16 protein-coding genes are annotated in these 16376 nt (G+C 31.0%); 12 read left to right on the top strand and 4 right to left on the bottom strand.

Annotated features, from left to right (window positions below):
• Window positions 1-104: 104 nt before the first annotated feature.
• On the top strand, window positions 105-1391 hold the full coding sequence (locus tag R9X47_RS15730; protein WP_432662006.1) for an adenylosuccinate synthase: 1287 nt from the start codon (window positions 105-107) through the stop codon (window positions 1389-1391).
• Window positions 1392-1482: 91 nt separating this feature from the next.
• On the opposite strand, the gene R9X47_RS15725 is transcribed toward R9X47_RS15730, so the two are convergent.
• Window positions 1483-3252: an NADH-dependent [FeFe] hydrogenase, group A6 gene (locus R9X47_RS15725; RefSeq protein ID WP_432662005.1), complete on the bottom strand. Its 1770-nt coding sequence runs from the start codon at window positions 3250-3252 to the stop codon at window positions 1483-1485.
• Window positions 3253-3710: 458 nt separating this feature from the next.
• Here R9X47_RS15725 and R9X47_RS15720 point away from each other — a divergent pair, with 458 nt between their 5' ends.
• From R9X47_RS15720 to R9X47_RS15710, 3 genes are all read left to right on the top strand, one after another.
• Window positions 3711-4763, top strand: coding sequence for a TlpA family protein disulfide reductase (locus R9X47_RS15720; protein ID WP_432662004.1), 1053 nt, complete (start codon window positions 3711-3713; stop codon window positions 4761-4763).
• A gap of 77 nt (window positions 4764-4840) precedes the next feature.
• The gene (locus R9X47_RS15715; RefSeq protein ID WP_432662003.1) at window positions 4841-4978 is read left to right on the top strand and encodes a CD1871A family CXXC motif-containing protein; all 138 of its coding nucleotides are present in this window, start codon (window positions 4841-4843) and stop codon (window positions 4976-4978) included.
• Entirely contained in the window at window positions 4971-5840 is an 870-nt protein-coding gene (locus R9X47_RS15710) for a 4Fe-4S binding protein (RefSeq protein ID WP_432662002.1), read from the top strand. The genes R9X47_RS15715 and R9X47_RS15710 overlap by 8 nt, the downstream gene beginning before the upstream one ends.
• A gap of 111 nt (window positions 5841-5951) precedes the next feature.
• Here R9X47_RS15710 and phnD read toward each other — a convergent pair whose 3' ends face one another.
• Window positions 5952-7841, bottom strand: a complete 1890-nt coding sequence (gene phnD / locus R9X47_RS15705; protein WP_432662001.1) for a phosphate/phosphite/phosphonate ABC transporter substrate-binding protein — start codon at window positions 7839-7841, stop codon at window positions 5952-5954.
• Window positions 7842-8519: 678 nt separating this feature from the next.
• Here phnD and R9X47_RS15700 point away from each other — a divergent pair.
• Genes R9X47_RS15700 through R9X47_RS15690 form a run of 3 tightly spaced genes read left to right on the top strand, consistent with a single transcriptional unit; the run spans window position 8520 to window position 10633 of the window.
• Complete coding sequence (locus R9X47_RS15700; RefSeq protein ID WP_432662000.1) at window positions 8520-8891, top strand: hypothetical protein; 372 nt, start codon at window positions 8520-8522, stop codon at window positions 8889-8891.
• 14 nt (window positions 8892-8905) lie between these two features.
• Entirely contained in the window at window positions 8906-9403 is a 498-nt protein-coding gene (locus R9X47_RS15695) for a hypothetical protein (protein ID WP_432661999.1), read from the top strand.
• A 3-nt stretch (window positions 9404-9406) separates the two neighbouring features.
• Complete coding sequence (locus R9X47_RS15690) at window positions 9407-10633, top strand: YcxB family protein (protein WP_432661998.1); 1227 nt, start codon at window positions 9407-9409, stop codon at window positions 10631-10633.
• A 249-nt stretch (window positions 10634-10882) separates the two neighbouring features.
• On the opposite strand, the gene R9X47_RS15685 is transcribed toward R9X47_RS15690, so the two are convergent.
• Together R9X47_RS15685 and R9X47_RS15680 are read right to left on the bottom strand one after the other, a co-directional pair.
• A complete protein-coding gene (locus R9X47_RS15685) occupies window positions 10883-11383 on the bottom strand; it encodes a hypothetical protein (RefSeq protein WP_432661997.1) in 501 nt (166 codons plus the stop codon).
• 110 nt (window positions 11384-11493) lie between these two features.
• On the bottom strand, window positions 11494-12030 hold the full coding sequence (locus R9X47_RS15680; protein WP_432661996.1) for a hypothetical protein: 537 nt from the start codon (window positions 12028-12030) through the stop codon (window positions 11494-11496).
• Between the two features lie 266 nt (window positions 12031-12296).
• Here R9X47_RS15680 and R9X47_RS15675 point away from each other — a divergent pair, with 266 nt between their 5' ends.
• The 5 genes from R9X47_RS15675 (at window position 12297) to R9X47_RS15655 (ending at window position 16291) form a co-directional block, all read left to right on the top strand.
• Window positions 12297-12992 (top strand): Crp/Fnr family transcriptional regulator, encoded by a 696-nt coding sequence (locus R9X47_RS15675; RefSeq protein ID WP_432661995.1) that lies wholly within the window; start codon window positions 12297-12299, stop codon window positions 12990-12992.
• A gap of 128 nt (window positions 12993-13120) precedes the next feature.
• Complete coding sequence (locus R9X47_RS15670) at window positions 13121-13360, top strand: MTH865 family protein (protein ID WP_432661994.1); 240 nt, start codon at window positions 13121-13123, stop codon at window positions 13358-13360.
• 280 nt (window positions 13361-13640) lie between these two features.
• Window positions 13641-14867, top strand: coding sequence for a hypothetical protein (locus R9X47_RS15665; protein ID WP_432661993.1), 1227 nt, complete (start codon window positions 13641-13643; stop codon window positions 14865-14867).
• 79 nt (window positions 14868-14946) lie between these two features.
• Window positions 14947-16173, top strand: coding sequence for a hypothetical protein (locus tag R9X47_RS15660; RefSeq protein WP_432661992.1), 1227 nt, complete (start codon window positions 14947-14949; stop codon window positions 16171-16173).
• Window positions 16160-16291, top strand: coding sequence for a cyclic lactone autoinducer peptide (locus R9X47_RS15655; RefSeq protein ID WP_432661991.1), 132 nt, complete (start codon window positions 16160-16162; stop codon window positions 16289-16291). The genes R9X47_RS15660 and R9X47_RS15655 overlap by 14 nt, the downstream gene beginning before the upstream one ends.
• Window positions 16292-16376 lie beyond the last annotated feature (85 nt).

Here is a 16376-nt window from a genome sequence, read left to right as displayed (position 1 = left end):
TATTTTACAGTTTAATATTCGTAAATTCATTGACTATGATAGGTATATCTGATAATATAAAGTGTGTACGTTCGGATTTAATGTTTTGAAGGAAGGTGTATGAAATGTCAACTGTAGTTATTGTTGGAGCACAATGGGGAGATGAAGGAAAAGGTAAGGTTATAGATTATCTAGCTGCTGAAGCCGACGTAGTTGTTAGAGGACAAGGTGGTAATAATGCAGGTCATACTGTTGTAGTTGGAGATAAAAAGTATGCTCTTCATTTAATTCCTTCAGGAATACTTTATCCAGAAACAATAAACGTAATTGGGAATGGGGTTGTATTTGACCCAGAAGGATTTTTAAAGGAAGTAGAAACTATTGAGAAGCAAGGCGTTAGTACTAAAAACATCAAGATAAGTGATAGAGCCCATGTAATATTCCCATACCATAAGGTAATAGATGCCCTTGCTGAGGAAGCAAGAGGGGATCAAAAGATTGGTACCACTAAAAAAGGCATAGGACCATGCTACATGGACAAGGTAGAAAGATCAGGTATAAGAATATGTGACCTAATGGATAAAGAAGTATTTATCGAAAAGGTTACTGCTCAAATAGAAAAGAAGAATCAATTAATTGAAAAGATTTATGGCGGAGAGCCTGTAGATAAAGATGCAATCATCGAAAAGTATTTAGAATATGCTGATAAAATAAGACCATATGTTGATGATACTACAGTTATAGTATACAACGGAGTAAAAGATAATAAAAAGGTGTTGTTTGAAGGAGCTCAAGGAACACTACTTGATATAGATTTGGGAACGTATCCCTATGTAACAAGTTCACACCCTATCTCAGGTGGGTTTACAATTGGTTCGGGAATTGGACCAAATATGATAGAAGAAGTACTTGGAATAACTAAGGCCTACACAACAAGAGTAGGTATGGGACCATTCGTTACTGAACTAGACAATGAAGTAGGAGACAGAATAAGAATAGCAGGAAACGAATTTGGAACTACTACAGGTAGAGCAAGAAGATGTGGATGGTTTGATGCTGTAATGGTAAACTATTCTGCAAGAATAAATGGAATGACTTCAATAGCACTTATGTTATTAGATGTACTTACGGGATTCGAGAAGGTAAAAATCTGTACAGGATATAAATTAGGTGATAAAATAATAGATCACTTCCCAGCTTCCCTAAATACGCTAGCTAAATGCGAGCCGGTTTACGAGGAGCTTGATGGATGGAATGAAGATATAACTCAGGCTACAAGATTTGACGAACTACCTGAAAACGCTAAAAAGTATATCAGTAGAATCGAAGAATTAACAGGAATACCAGTTAAGATAGTTTCAGTTGGACCAAAGAGAAGCCAAACAATAGTTAGAGATAGCATATATAGATAAAAAAGAACTGCGGTCAGTAATATGACCGCAGTTCTTTTAATTATTAACCTTTTGCTCAGAAAATTCCTTGCAGTCAGTTATATTTTATCATTTACTCGCAATCAAAATCCTTGTTTATAGGAAATTTTTCTCTTTCTATATAGTGGGTATGGAATAGTTCATGGGCCTTATGACTATTAGGCTTACCTAAATAGTCTTTATAAAGTTTAATAATCTGAGGACTCTTATGGGACTTTCTATATTGTCTGCTTTCGTCCTCTTCGTATAAAGCTTGTCCTCTCTGGGCTCTTACATCTACGTCCATTAAGGTCTTTGCATCCACATGGGGTTGTCCACCACCGCTTATACATCCACCACTACATCCCATAATTTCTATAAAATGATATTCCTTTTCTCCCGATTTTACCATGTCTAAAAGGTTCTCTGCGGCTACCGGTCCATGGGCAACAGCAATCTTTATCTCTTTACCACCTAGGATAAGGGTTGATTCTTTAATTGCTTCAAATCCTCTTACTGATTCATAATCAATGGTTTCAATAGATTTTCCTTCTAATACCTCTGCAACAGTTCTAATAGCAGCTTCCATAACACCACCAGTAACACCGAATATAGCACCAGCCCCAGTATATTCTCCTACTAAATCTTGATCGTATCTCTCATCTTCAAGATCTAGGAACTTTATTCCAGCTTTCTTAATCATTTTAGCCAATTCCCTTGTAGTAAGTACAGCATCTACATCTCTTATCCCATCTACATGCATTTCTGGTCTTACAATCTCAGCCTTTTTAGAGGTACATGGCATGATTGAGACTACAAATATTTTCTTAGGGTCTATATTGCTTTTTTCTGCATAATAGGATTTAATTGTTGCTCCCATTATTTGATGAGGTGATTTACAAGATGATAGATTGTCTATAAACTCTGGATGATTAAATTCACAATAACGAACCCAAACTGGACAACAAGACGTAATAAGGGGTAATGTTTTACCATTTTCAATTCTATCTAAGAGTTCGTGTCCCTCTTCCATAATGGTAATATCAGCTCCAAAGTTTGTATCATAAACCTTATCAAATCCTAGACGTTTTAACGCAGCTACCATTTTTCCAGTAACTCTCGTACCAATAGGCAAGCCAAAGCTTTCTCCTAAAGAAGCTCTTGTAGCGGGAGCCGTTTGAACTACTACATGAACATCCGTATCATCGATAGCATCCCAAACTTTTTCCATGTCGCTTTTCTCTCTTAAGGCGGCAACTGGACAGGCAGTTATACATTGTCCGCAATGAATACATGGTGTGTCAGCCATACTTCTTTCAAATGCTGGTGCAACCTCAGTATCAAAACCTCTGTTTACAAAATCTAATATCCCCATGTTTTGACGGCTTTTGCAGGTGTTTACACATCTTCCACATAAAATACATTTATTTGGATCCCTAACAATAGCTACAGACTTATCATCAACAAGCTTTTCCATTTTTTTGCGATCAAAAGGTATTTCTGTAATGCCTAATTCTTCCGATAGTTTTTGTAGTTCACAACTTTTATTCCTATAGCAAGTCAGGCATTCTCGATCATGACTTGAAAGAAGTAACTCTAGAGTGGCCTTTCTTGTTTCCCTTACCTTTTTATTGTTAGTTCTTACAATCATCCCTTCAGATACTGGATGTACACAAGAAGTCTGTAAGGCTCTTGCACCTTCTATCTCAACTAAGCATATTCTACATGACCCTACCTCATTAACGTCCTTTAAATAGCATAACGTAGGAATATCAATCCCAGCAGCCTTTGCCGCTTGCAATACAGTATAGTCCTTTGGCACCTCAACTTTCATATTATCAATGGTTAAAGTAACTTTTTCCACCGTCGTCATCCTCCTTTTGATTGTTATGAATTTAACAAAGTTGCTCAAGAAAATATCCTTTTCTTATTAAAATACAGATTCTAAGAGAGAAAACATTTGATTAATTGATAAATAAGCTAAACTTTTCATGAAAATTCCCTCCTTGAAACTAAAATAATGTCATCTGTTGTCGAAAAACTTAATCATATTATAACTAAAAATATTTCAAAAAGCAAACAAATAATATTTTTTATTTTCAAATATAACTAAAAATGTTTGTGAAATTTATTTTGATAACTTATCCTCTAGCTATATGCTATAATCCTATGTTCTTGTTAAGAAGCTCAAACATTTTTGAAGGGGATTTAAAATTAAGAAAGAAAAAAGGAAATAAAAACCATAAATAGAATATATAATTATATATGTAAAAAAGAGAAAAATAAGGCGCCGAAAAATCTTAAGAATGGAGGATTGAAGTTATGAGAAAGGTATTAGCTTTACTGCTTGTTGGATTACTGGCTTTATCGTTTTTTGCATGCGGAACAAAGGAGACATTAAGTGAAGAAGAAAAGAAAGAGCAGGGATATAAGAAGTATACTGACATGGGAGTTGAGTTTAAGGCTGCAGGAGTTTGGAAGGATTATGATGATAATGTAGATAGAAGCTTAATAGGGGATTTAGAAAATGAAAATGAACCAATTTATAACGGCATAAAGTATGACTTTATATCAAATGAGCTTCTAAAGGAATATTACGATGTAAAGGAAAATGTGAAGGATGAAAAGGAAAAGAGAAAGAGATATGATGAAATCTTTTCTAAAGTTAATCCTTTATTTAGCTATGTTGTCTTCAGAGAAGGAAAAGTACCAGGTGATGATAAAATAGCTGAACTTACTAATCACAAATATAATGAAAAGCTAGCTGAATATAAGAGTTATGTGATTTATTTCGGCTATGATGATTACAATGATGAAGGTTTATCAGATGAAGCTAAAAAAATATATAAAGCTCTATATGATGATATTGAAAATGTAAAAAAATCTACAAATACATTTAGGCCAATCACTCCTGAAGAGGCTATTACCAGCCTTGAAAAACTCGAGTTTACCTTAAAAGACCTAGGTGGAAATGATGTAGTTAGTAGCGATGTCTTTAAGCAGAATAAACTTACAATGATAAATATTTGGGCTACATTCTGTGGACCGTGTATAAGAGAGATGCCGGATCTTCAACAGCTCCATGAAGAGCTACAGAATGAGGGCGTTAGCGTTTTAGGAATAATAGGAGATACCCCCGATGAAGATAATGAAGTGGCTGCTAAGAAAATCATTGAAACTAAGGGTGTAAATTTCATAAATGTAATTCCAGATGAAGATATTAAGGCGAATTTAATTGGAGGAATAGCAGGATATCCAACCTCGCTATTTGTTGATAGCGAAGGAAAAATTGTGGGCAAAGTAATTACTGGATCAAGGACTAAAGAAGAATACAAGGAGATAATCAAGGAAGCTCTTGATTCGTTAAATAAGTAGAACTTACACTTCACTTCAGCAAACTTACTTGCTGGAGTGAAATTCTCTATAGACTTTTGTCAAAAGGAGCGAAGGATATGAAGGACAAATTTATAAGATATGGGGTATTGATTGGTAGTATATGCTGTATAGCTTTAGGGGGCGTAAGGGGAGAAGTTAAAGTAGTGCTAAAAAAGGCCATTAATATTTGCTTGGAGTGTATAGGCATTGGTTAAGTATAATAAAATTCGCCACTCAATACAATTTTTATGGAGCATAGTTACCAATTCATATCTTAAAGGTTTCGCTGAAGGAAAAATATATAATGGAAATATGAAAAAATTATGTGTTCCTGGATTGAACTGTTATTCTTGTCCAGGGGCGGTGGGTTCATGTCCTATAGGATCAATTCAGGCAGTTATAGGAAGTATAAGATATAACTTTTCACTGTATGTATTAGGCTTTGTATCACTAATAGGAGTTTTATTTGGGAGATTAATCTGTGGATGGCTTTGCCCCTTCGGATTGATTCAAGACTTACTTAATAAGATTCCTTTTATAAAAATAACAGTTCCAAAGAGATTAAATAATGTTTTAAAATATTTTAAATATGCTATATTGATAGTCTTTGTATTCTTATTGCCACTGTTCTTTCAAGACGAGCTTGGAATCAGTGATCCCTATTTTTGCAAATACATATGTCCAGCAGGAACACTGGAGGGCGGAGTACCTCTAGTATTGTTTAATGAGAGCTTGAGAGAGGGATTAGGATTCTTATTCATTTGGAAGATGACTATACTCATAGTTATTATTGTGCTTTCAGTTGTAGTATTTAGACCATTTTGCAGATATATCTGTCCACTAGGGGCTTTTTATTCGGTATTTAATCCAATAAGTTTTTATAAACTTAAGATAGATAACGAAAAATGTACTAATTGTAAAGTCTGCATGAAAAGCTGTAAAATAGACATCGAGGTATATAAAACACCAAATAATCCCGAATGCATAAGATGTGGAGACTGTGTAAATTCATGCCCACAGGGAGCTATAGAAAGACAGTCTAGGAAAAAGCAACCTAAGACGTATGAGAATATCTAAAAAAGAAGATGTAACAGAGATCACATCCCCCAGACAAATTATCTACTGAAGGTGTCTGGTGGATGTGATTTGCAGAATAATGATTTGAGGTGTAGTTTCTATAGGGCTATATTACATAAGTTCCCTCACAACATCATAATTCTCATCTTTACTTTCTTCAAACCCCTGAAGTGGAGTATTCAAATCGTTACTAACTTTAAAGTTTATGAAACTAACCCTTAGTTTTTTTATAACATCTATAGGAATCTGAGGACTTGCTGCAATCGAATCCTTCGGTATATTTTCAATAGATTTAATTATTTTAAGGTCTTCAGTTGGTAACCCCTTTGCCTTTAAGCTGTCCATTGCTTCATTATAGGTAGCACCGGCGTCTAACTCTCCCGACAGTACTCCTTTAATAACATTATCATGATTTCTCATAAAGCTTGTCTTAGAAAAAATCTTGTCGGGGTCTATATGATTTAACTTCATGAGGTGTCTAGCATATAAATATCCCGATGCACTGTTAACATCAACATATCCAAAATGCTTATTCCTTAAATCCGACAAGGTTTCAATTCCACTATCTTTTCTAACGATAATATAACCACTATAATTAGTCTTACCGTTAACCTTAGGAGTTGCAATCGGTATGACTCCGCTTTTTTTACGTGCGCTTACATAGGCAAATGGAGAAAACCAACCTATATCTATTACTCCATCGTCTATCCCTTTATTTAGAGCATCATAATCCTCTACTATAACAGTCCTAGACTTATATCCTATAGTATTACATACGCTGTCTAAAATCGGAAGGTACATACTTCTAATGCTTTCAGGGGATGTGAAGGGGTTAATTCCAAATATTATTTCATTCTCACTCTTCAGTTCGGATGTTATTTTTTGAAGTCTCTCTGTTGCAGCAGTTAATTTACTAAAATATGTATTCATCTCATCATTTTTATTTTGCTGAACATTTATCATTTCTATTGAATCACATACAATATTATAGGTCTCTTCCACAGCGGAAGTCACAGATTCTGCTGCGGCATCGATTTCCCTTGCCAAGCTATTTTGTATTCCAGATAATTCATTCACTTGAACTACTGACTTTCTAATATCTTTGACAATCAGTTCTGTTTTTTCAATAACATCAGCAGATTTTTTCGATATGTCTTCAATTTTCTTTATCTTTTCTGAGCAGGTATCCATTATATTCTTAGAACTTTCTATTCCTGATAATATTTCATTTAAGATATCATCTATCATAGAAATTGATTTATCTGTCTCATTAGATAGGTTACGTATTTCAGTAGCAATAACAGAAAAACCTTTTCCAGAGTCACCTGCCCGTGCGGCTTCTATAGAGGCATTTATAGCTAAAAGATTAGTTTGTTTAGAGATCGTCTTTATATAGTCGATAATTTGATTGACCTTGCTAGAAGAATTTTGAAGCTCAAGGTTGTTAGACGATGCAATATCAATTACATCTCTAAAATCCTTTAGAAAAATCCCTATACTGTTAACTGTTTCTAGATTTTCATTCAGCATAGAATATGATTCAAGAGATTGTCCTTCAACCCGATGGATATTTTCATTCAACTCCTCGGATATTGAAGCCAATTGATTAATACTTGAATTAGTTTCCTCCATACTAGCCGCATTTTGTTCACTTAATTCCTTTATCTGATCTGATATTTTCACTAAATTATTAAAGGCATTCATGTTATCCTTTGATAACCAAGATAGCTGGTAAATATCAAAGCCTAAGGTTTCAGATACGGAGAATAGTCTTTCCTGCACTTGGTTGTCTTCATTGATACCTTCAATGTTTACTTTACTTTGCTTCTCTTTAGTGATTGTATTTAGATTGTAGGACTTTTGAAGTAGTAAGATAATAATAAATAGATTAGTGAAAATAAATAGTATTTTAAATGCTATGTTTGATAGGCCATATAAATAAGCTGATAATTGCAAAATAAGTAATGAACAAGCTCCAAAGGTAAAAATCTTGTTTTTCAAAATATTCATCCTTTCTTTCCTTATTTTGAGAGATAAAGAAGATTACTTTTAACTATTTCATATAGAAATCACTCCTTCTAATCGATAAATTTCGAAATATTAAGAAAATTAACTGCCTGTTAAGCTCATAAAATATCTAGAACTTTATATATGTTCAGAACCTTTAAAGACAGTGAGTATTTGTCTAGATCTTACTATATAGCCCAAATAGTATAGACAAAAATAAAAGCCGCATTTAATATCCCCACTATACTGTAGGTATATTAATGCGACTCTCCAATTTCTCATGTCGTTGTATTCGTTTTAAGAAATTATACCATTTTGGAAATTAAATGTAAATATTAAATAGGGCAGCCTTTGAGGGGATAAACTCTATATTTTAGTCTTAAGACTGCCGGGATACTGCCGCAAAACTGCCGACATTCAGCCGATTCAACATGGTATTATATGGTAATATATATAATAGCAGTACTGTAGAAATTGAAAAATTGCAAATAGAAAATAAAAATTGTTTTAGTAAAAATATGAACAAAATCAAAAGAACGTTAAGCGAATTATATTGCTTGGGGTTCTTTTTTTATACCTTTTACTAATTCTTTTCTGTAGAAAATAAAATTTCTATTCAATTTCGTTTATGAAAATCAAAGCTATTTATAGCTACTAAGGGGGATATAATATATGACTTTATATTATCAATTAAAAAGGGGACAAAATGGAGATAAATGTGCTATAGAAGATATTTATTTAAGATTTCATCCAAATATCAAAAAATGGAGTAAGAAGCTTGGTTATGAGGAAGGAGAATCAGATATAACAATAGTTTTTTTAGAGTTGCTTAAAAATATTGATGTGGAAAGATTTCAAAGGGATGACAAGGAAGTTGAAAAATACATTTACACATTTATAAAAAATAAGTCAATTGATCTAATCAAGAAGAATGCGAGGAAAAAGGAGATTCTACCTATAGACTATGAGGTTTTATATGATGAAAAAGCTTCTAACTTTGAAAGCAATGTTTTTATGTTATTATATATACTATATAAAATATAAAAGGATTGATTGCTTTGAAAGAAATATCAATTAATTTTAAGATTACTAAAAAAGATTTAAATGAGTATTTTTATAGAGCTGTAGCAAAGCAAATAATTTTCGTAAGTATTCCCTTTGTATTAGGCATTTTTGGTGTGCATTTTCTAATGGGAAATAATATTAATGGAATAGGAGAAATATTGCTGACAACTACTCTGATAATCTATTATGTATTTTCGAATAGTATTAAATTTTTGATGATTAGAAAGTCTGTATTTGAAAATCCTTATCTTTTAGAAGAGAAAAATATATATATTGATGAAAATTGCATAATTCTTAAGCAGACAAATCTAGAATGTCAAAAAAGCTGGGGGGATATTACATATGTAGTTTTTGGCAAATACAATACATATTTATATGGAAAGTTAAATAGGCTTTTTACTTTCATTCCCAAGAGTTCTTTTTCCTCAGAGGACGAAATAGTCTCTTTTAAAGATCAAATTGTAAAAAAAGCTGAAATAAGGAGATTATAATTTATGAGAAAAAATAAATCCTTTAATATAAAATATACAATAAGTTATAAGGAGTTATTAAGTTTTACAAAGTATTCTCAAAGAATAAGTAAAACAATAGCATATCTTTTTGTAATACAATTTCTCCTTATATTCTTTATTCTTTTTAATGGCTCATCTAAAATACAGTTATTAGCCTCATGTGCAGGAGTGCTAACCGTGTATTTTTTTTATGAATTAAGAATGAGAAAAAAATTAAAGAGAAGTCCTGTTCTTGTAACTGAAGTTGATTTAGAGATTAGTAACGACTGCATGATTGTACTACAGGAAAATGGTAAAAGAATAATTCCATGGAATTATGTAGTGAAGGTTAAAAATTTAAAAGAAGTTTTATTAATTTATTACTCTACAAATATGAGTATAATAATCCCTAGAAGAGTTATTGGTGAAAAAGAGCTAAATATGATTAAAGACAATTTCCAAAAACACGGACGGGAGAAAAGTAGTAATAAGATACAGTCAATATTGATAGGTATATATATTCTTATAACTATATTTTCATCTTATTTTTTTATTGAACAAACAAGTTTAAATTATTTACTTTTTGATGATAGTACAATAACTGTAATACAAGCAGACCGTGACAAAGCATTTCATTACCCATATCTTTTATATATTCCGAAGAATTGTACCGGAAAAAATTATTTGATAATAAAGCCTAATGCTTCAGGTAGAGAAGTATATTATCATAAAGATGACTTGTTAGATGCGAAAATAATGCTTAAAAAATGGGTAGCTAAGACATCTAAATATGACCTAAATTCACCTGTATTGGTTCCTGTTTTTCCAAGACCGGAGATCCCAGAAGGTTCTGAACTAAATCCTGCGGCTTTAATGTTTGACGATGATGACGAAATAGGAGATATAGAAAAAAGAGAAGAAGAGTATAAAAAAATGATGAAACCATACTATGACAAACAATGGTCTGAAGGGTTTGATCGCCAATTGTATAAAATGTATATGGATGCACGAAGCTATCTTGAAAAGAATGATGTAACTATTCCGAAGGAAGAGATGATCCTTTTTGGTTATGCACATGGATATAGTCTAAGTAATATATTTTCAGGAAAATATCAAGGTGAATTTAAGCAGATATGCTATGAAGAACCTACTGTTTATGAAAGTGTAGCATATGATATATTTATGAGTTTACATGGAGATAATAAGGAAAGTGAGAATATAGATAATTAAATTTGTATATGTATTGTAGTAAATCACTTTGTTAGTTAACTGACAGAAGATATTAGTAGGAAGCATTGGTGTGTTAATATCTGATTAACATTCCTCGTTGAAATACTGCCTTCGTGGGGGCAGTATTTTTATTTCTTCATCCTGTTTGTTCAGAGCTTGATTTTTTTTGTTCTATAGTAATTTAGTAGATATCATAAGATGATAGAAGACGGAGTTACTGTCACCTTTATACTTATGTTATCTTCTATTTTATTCATCTTTTTTTAAAATTGTTATATAACTATTTGGTTTCAATTTAATATCTTTAAGATTTATGAATTCGGGTTTTTCAATATCTTCTGATGTTTCTACAAACTCTCTCCATTGTATATAAAGTGTATCTTCTTCTCTTATAACACGTAAATCATCTCCGCCTCCAGGAGTATAAGAGTGGCAAGCGATAATTGTATCAGGAGGAAAATCCCTATTTTGAATATCTTTAATTTCTGAAACTTTTCCTTGATATTTGCCAATTTTTATTTTTTTTTCAGAGACATCTCGAAGTACAAAAAATACATCGGTAGAATAAGGTAGTTGTGTGTTATTCTCATCTTCATAATAATAAAACTCCCATCCAATTTTTATAATTTTCTCTCTGTTTTCTTCTTTACTTAGACTGGGCTTTTCTATTGAACTTTTCTGTTGCTCAGTTTGACATCCAATAAGCAATAGTGTTGTCACTATTAAATATACTAGATATTTTTTCAACATAATGGTATCTCCTTGATTTGGTTTACATCTAATTTAATACATATTTTTTCATGAGCAATGATTTTGGGTCTGCCTTTTACAATTCTATCAATTATTTTTAAATATTTATGCTATTCTTTGAAAGATGCTTCTTTTTTTACAATATCATATATTTGATCTAAAAGATTTTTCACATCGTTACTAGGATATTTTTTGTTATAGAATATTCCCTTCTTTGTATTAAATAGTTTTACGTTTTCTAATTGTGTACTAAGATTTATTAGTTGTTTTAAAGTACTGATATCACTCTTGGAGATGTTCTTTTTTTCTGATAAAAAATCTATATATCTGGCTAAGTGACGAGTTTGATATGTATAGTAATCAACATCAATAAAAGACAAGTTATGCATTCTTCTGCCAATACTAAATAGGGTTTTACTCTTAGAATCTAATATTTTTAGCTGTTCTTCTTGGTCTTGTGAGGAAAAAAATTTATCATTTAAATCCATCATTGTGTATGAAATAGATGATATGTTTGATTCAAAAGCATGCTGCAAATACATATTTGTTGAATTGTTTGATTTTATTAATAAACCTAAAGTATAGATATTAGAAAACAGTAAGAAACAGACTAAAATAATAATGGTATAATTGCGCCTTTTGTTCACGGTTGGCCCCTCCTTATATATTCTTTTAAGCATTAATGCTTGTTTCAAATAATTGGAGCGAGTTATAACATTACAATTTTACCATATATTAGCATAAACTAAAAGCATCTAAGCTAGTTTCTTAAAAAGCTTCTAGAAATGATAATGTATGAAATTATTGCCGTTTTAGATACACCATGAGGAAGTAAATATTGATAAATATTTAGTAATACCTTAAAATTAAACTTATAAAATATATATGTTACTATAATTAGGGAGCTATTGCTATGAAAAAACAGATAAAGTGTATGAAGGATTTAAAAATTTTTGATTGCCTTAATGACGATGAAAAGAAAGAAGTAGTAAGGTTAGCAAGACCAAGATTTTTTAAAAAAGGTGAAAGCTTTTTTGCTGAAGGATCTCCATGTGATGCTATATACTTTATAAGAACTGGTAGGGTGCTACTATACAAGATATCAGAGAATGGAAAAGAAGTAGGTTTGGATATTCTTCAACAGGATGATATTTTTGGAGAAAATACTATACTTGAAGATGTGTATCACACCTTTAGTGCAAAGGCTCTGGAAGATACATTTGCATGTATCTGTTTGAGAAGTGATTTTTTCAAGCTTTTAAATAAACCGGATATCGCACTAAAAGTAATACAAGATCTAACTACTAAACTTAATAGCTATACAGAGCAGATGGCAAATTTAGCTTTTAATGATGTACGAGGGAGGATTCTCAATATTTTAAGGAGACTTGTAAGGAAGCATGGGCAAATTACATCTGAAGGAATAAAAATCAATATCAATTTAAGTCATCAGGACATAGCTAACCTAGTAAATGCTTCTAGAGTTATGGTCTCTAATGTTTTAAAGAACTTAAGGAATGAAGGAAAGATAATTATAAATCAAAAAAACTTCTTTTTAATAGATAAAGAGTTAATTGAAGAAGCAAAGGAATATCTGAGTCAAGCTTAGATGTAGTATATAGACTATTTTGTCCTATGGGGATAAAATAGTCTATTTTTTTGTAAAATAGTTTACAGCGTAGAAGAGGAATATGGATTAAAATTATTATAAATAAAAGCAGAGAGGAGAGAGAAATAATGAATGTACGCGAAACTATTAAAGGTCAAATTATAGGAGCACTAAAGGGTGCAAGTTTTCCCATTAATACTCCAGTAGAGCTTCTAAATGCATTTCCACATGGCGCAGAAACAACATGTAAAGCAGGAGAACTTGAAGTAACGGCTGGAGAGGCAGGGAAGCTCTTAACCGAATCAGATTTTCCATTTAATTCAGCAGAAGATGTAGCAGAGACCATAGTAAATAGAGCAGGGTTATAAATATTATAAAAAAGCTGTCTCGTAGAAAGTAGTTTCTACGAGACAGCTTTTTTCTTTAAATTAAGATAACTAGTAAATATCAATTAATCACCATAGCATGCTCTTGAATCTACAAAGTGGAAAGAAAAGAATAAAAGTGAAATGAAAACAAAGTAAAAAAAACCGATATAGAAATTACACGCAAAATATGTAAAATAATGTCGATGAAAACTTATTGTGGAAAAATGCAGAATTTTGTAAAATATAGGTATGGGAGTATATAGAGATTGGGGAGAGACCTATGGATAATATGAGCTTATTTGATGCGGTGGTTGTAGGTGTTCCCGAGGTTTTTCTAATTTATTTAACGAGTATAGTTATAATTAAGGGAAATATTTTCAAATCTAAAGATGCTAGTTTAAAAATTATAATAAAAATATTATTAATTTCAATTATATATCCTTTGATGCTAATTATTATAAGAAGAAATATAAGTAATTTTATAATAATAGGCACTATATCATTATTATTTGCAATTATTGTTTTAAAATTTGTATTTCAGTTTAATATTAGACAAGCTTTGATAGGCGGCTATTTAGGAGTATTCACTATAATGTTTTGTGAGATATTTTCTATGCCAATTATCAATCTGATGAGGGTAAAATATTCGGGATATTACTTTGATTATAGATTCATCTTTTCAATTCCAACTAGAATATTTCAAATAATAGCTTTGTATATCTGTTTTAGATTTAATTTAAAGTCAAATGACTTGTTAAATTTGCGTTGGAATCTATTATCTAAGTCAAAGAAAATGACATTTTATTCTATAATCTTACTATTTGGTGCCAACCATTTATTCGGAGCCAACTATACTGAGATTTTTATAAAAGCAAATCTTTATGATATTGATATTAGAAAAATCTTTTTCAATATACAAGTGTTCTATGTAGAAGCAGTAGCATTTATGATAGTAGCATTAATTCTATTAAGTAGGACTATGCTATATGAAGATTATAGAGATATTTTAGGTAGTCCTAAGAAAGCTTTCGAAGCATTATTATACAACAGTAGTGAAGGAGAAATACATTATTATATAAATATTACTAAGGATTATCTTAACGTTATAGGAATTGATAGGGTAGAAGAAATTCTTAAAAGAATTAAGGAATCCAGAAAAGGCTTTCATTATCACATTGATAAAAAACTAGGTTTGACAGGATATAATTTTAAAAAGATCTACCTGTTATTGGAACTGCTTTACAATAGAATATTAAGAGAAGTAATAACTGAGAATACCATAGTGACATTGGAATTAAATGAAGATATAAGATTCAATTTAAAAATAGTACTGAATGACATAGAAAAAAGAAGATTAGTAAAGATGTTTGAACAAGACCTAGGTATGGAGAACCTAAAGTTTTCCCTTGTGGATGAAGGGTCAGAATATCAAATTACTAAGGAAAAATATTTTGAGTTAGATATACGAATTCCCCATGAGTTTGAGGTAAAAGATGAAGATCTCTAGCTCACGGAAAGCACTATTAAAAGTGTAATGATTTTCGTAGAATTACTGATATAAATCTATGTAGATAGGGGAGATACCTATGGATAATATGAGTTTGGTCGATGCAATGATTGTTGGTGCTCCCGAGGTTCTTTTAATTTGTTTAACGGGTTTAGTTATAATTAAGGGAAATGTTTTCAAGTCTAAAGAGTTTGATTTGAAATTTATAGTAAAAATACTCTTAGTATCAATTATTTTTCCTATAGTAATAGCTATTGTAAGAAGAAATATACATAGCTTTATAATAATAAACTTTATATCTTTGTTATATTTTATTCTTGTTCTGAAAATTGTATTTCAATTTAATATTAGACAGGCTTTGTTAGGTGGTTATTTATCAATGTTTGCTCTAATGTTTTGTGAAATTTTTCCTACACCAATTATCAATTTACTGAGAGTAAAATATTCTGGAGATTATTTTGACTATAGATTTATATTTTCTTTTCCAACTCGAATACTTCAGATGACAATTCTATTTATTTGCTTAAAGTTTAATCTAAAGTCAAACAAATTGCTGAATCTGAAGTGGAATCTGCTATCAAAATCAAAGAAAATTACGTTTTATGTTATTACGTTATTGCTTGTAAGTGGTTACTTATTTGGTGTAAATTATACTGAAATTTTTTTCAAAATAAAATTATATGATATTAAAGTTGACAAAATCTTTTTTAACATACAAATATTTCTTATTGAGACAATAGTATTCATAATAGTAACTATTGTTTTACTAAATAGAACTATTCTATATGAGAATTATAAGGAAATTTTAAATAGTCCTAAAAAGACCTTTGAGACTCTCCTATATAACAGTACAGAGGATGAAATACACTATTACTTGAATCTAATGAAGACATATATCAATGTTATTGAAATTGAAAAGATTGAGGAAATCCTTAAAGAAATGAAGGAAGAGAGTAATGATTTTCATTATTATATTGATGAGAGGCTAGGGCTTATAAGCTATAATTTTAAAAAGATTTATTTCATATTAGAGATACTTCTATATTCGGCTTTAAGGAAAATAAACTTTGAGAATGTAATTGTTACCTTAGAATTAAGAGACTGTATAGGTTTTAACCTTAAAATATTATTAAACGATATAGAAAAAAGAAAACTGATAAAAATACTTGAGCAGGATCTGGATATGGAAAACATAAAATTTTCACTCATTGGTGAGGATGCAAGGTATCAAATTATTAAGGATAGATACTTTGCATTAGATATACAAATCCCCTATAAGGAGGTGGAGGAGAGTGAAAAGGCTTAATAAAGTATTGTTGGCATTAGTACCAGCCCTAATTGCATTTGCCACTTCTGCAGTACAAAGCAATGCTTGCTGTTCTGGATATGGAGAGCCAGAAATACCTAAATCTTTAAGAAAATAGGGGAACTGATGGGATAGAGAAAAGTTTCATTAAATTTTAATTGAGAAGGGGGGTAATCGTATTAAAATTAAAGCAGCTATAATAG

Origin of the sequence: Wukongibacter baidiensis (assembly GCF_050888315.1) — a bacterium.
GTDB classification, from domain to species: domain Bacteria; phylum Bacillota; class Clostridia; order Peptostreptococcales; family Caminicellaceae; genus Wukongibacter; species Wukongibacter baidiensis.
This window is presented reverse-complemented; position numbering and strand designations above follow the sequence as displayed.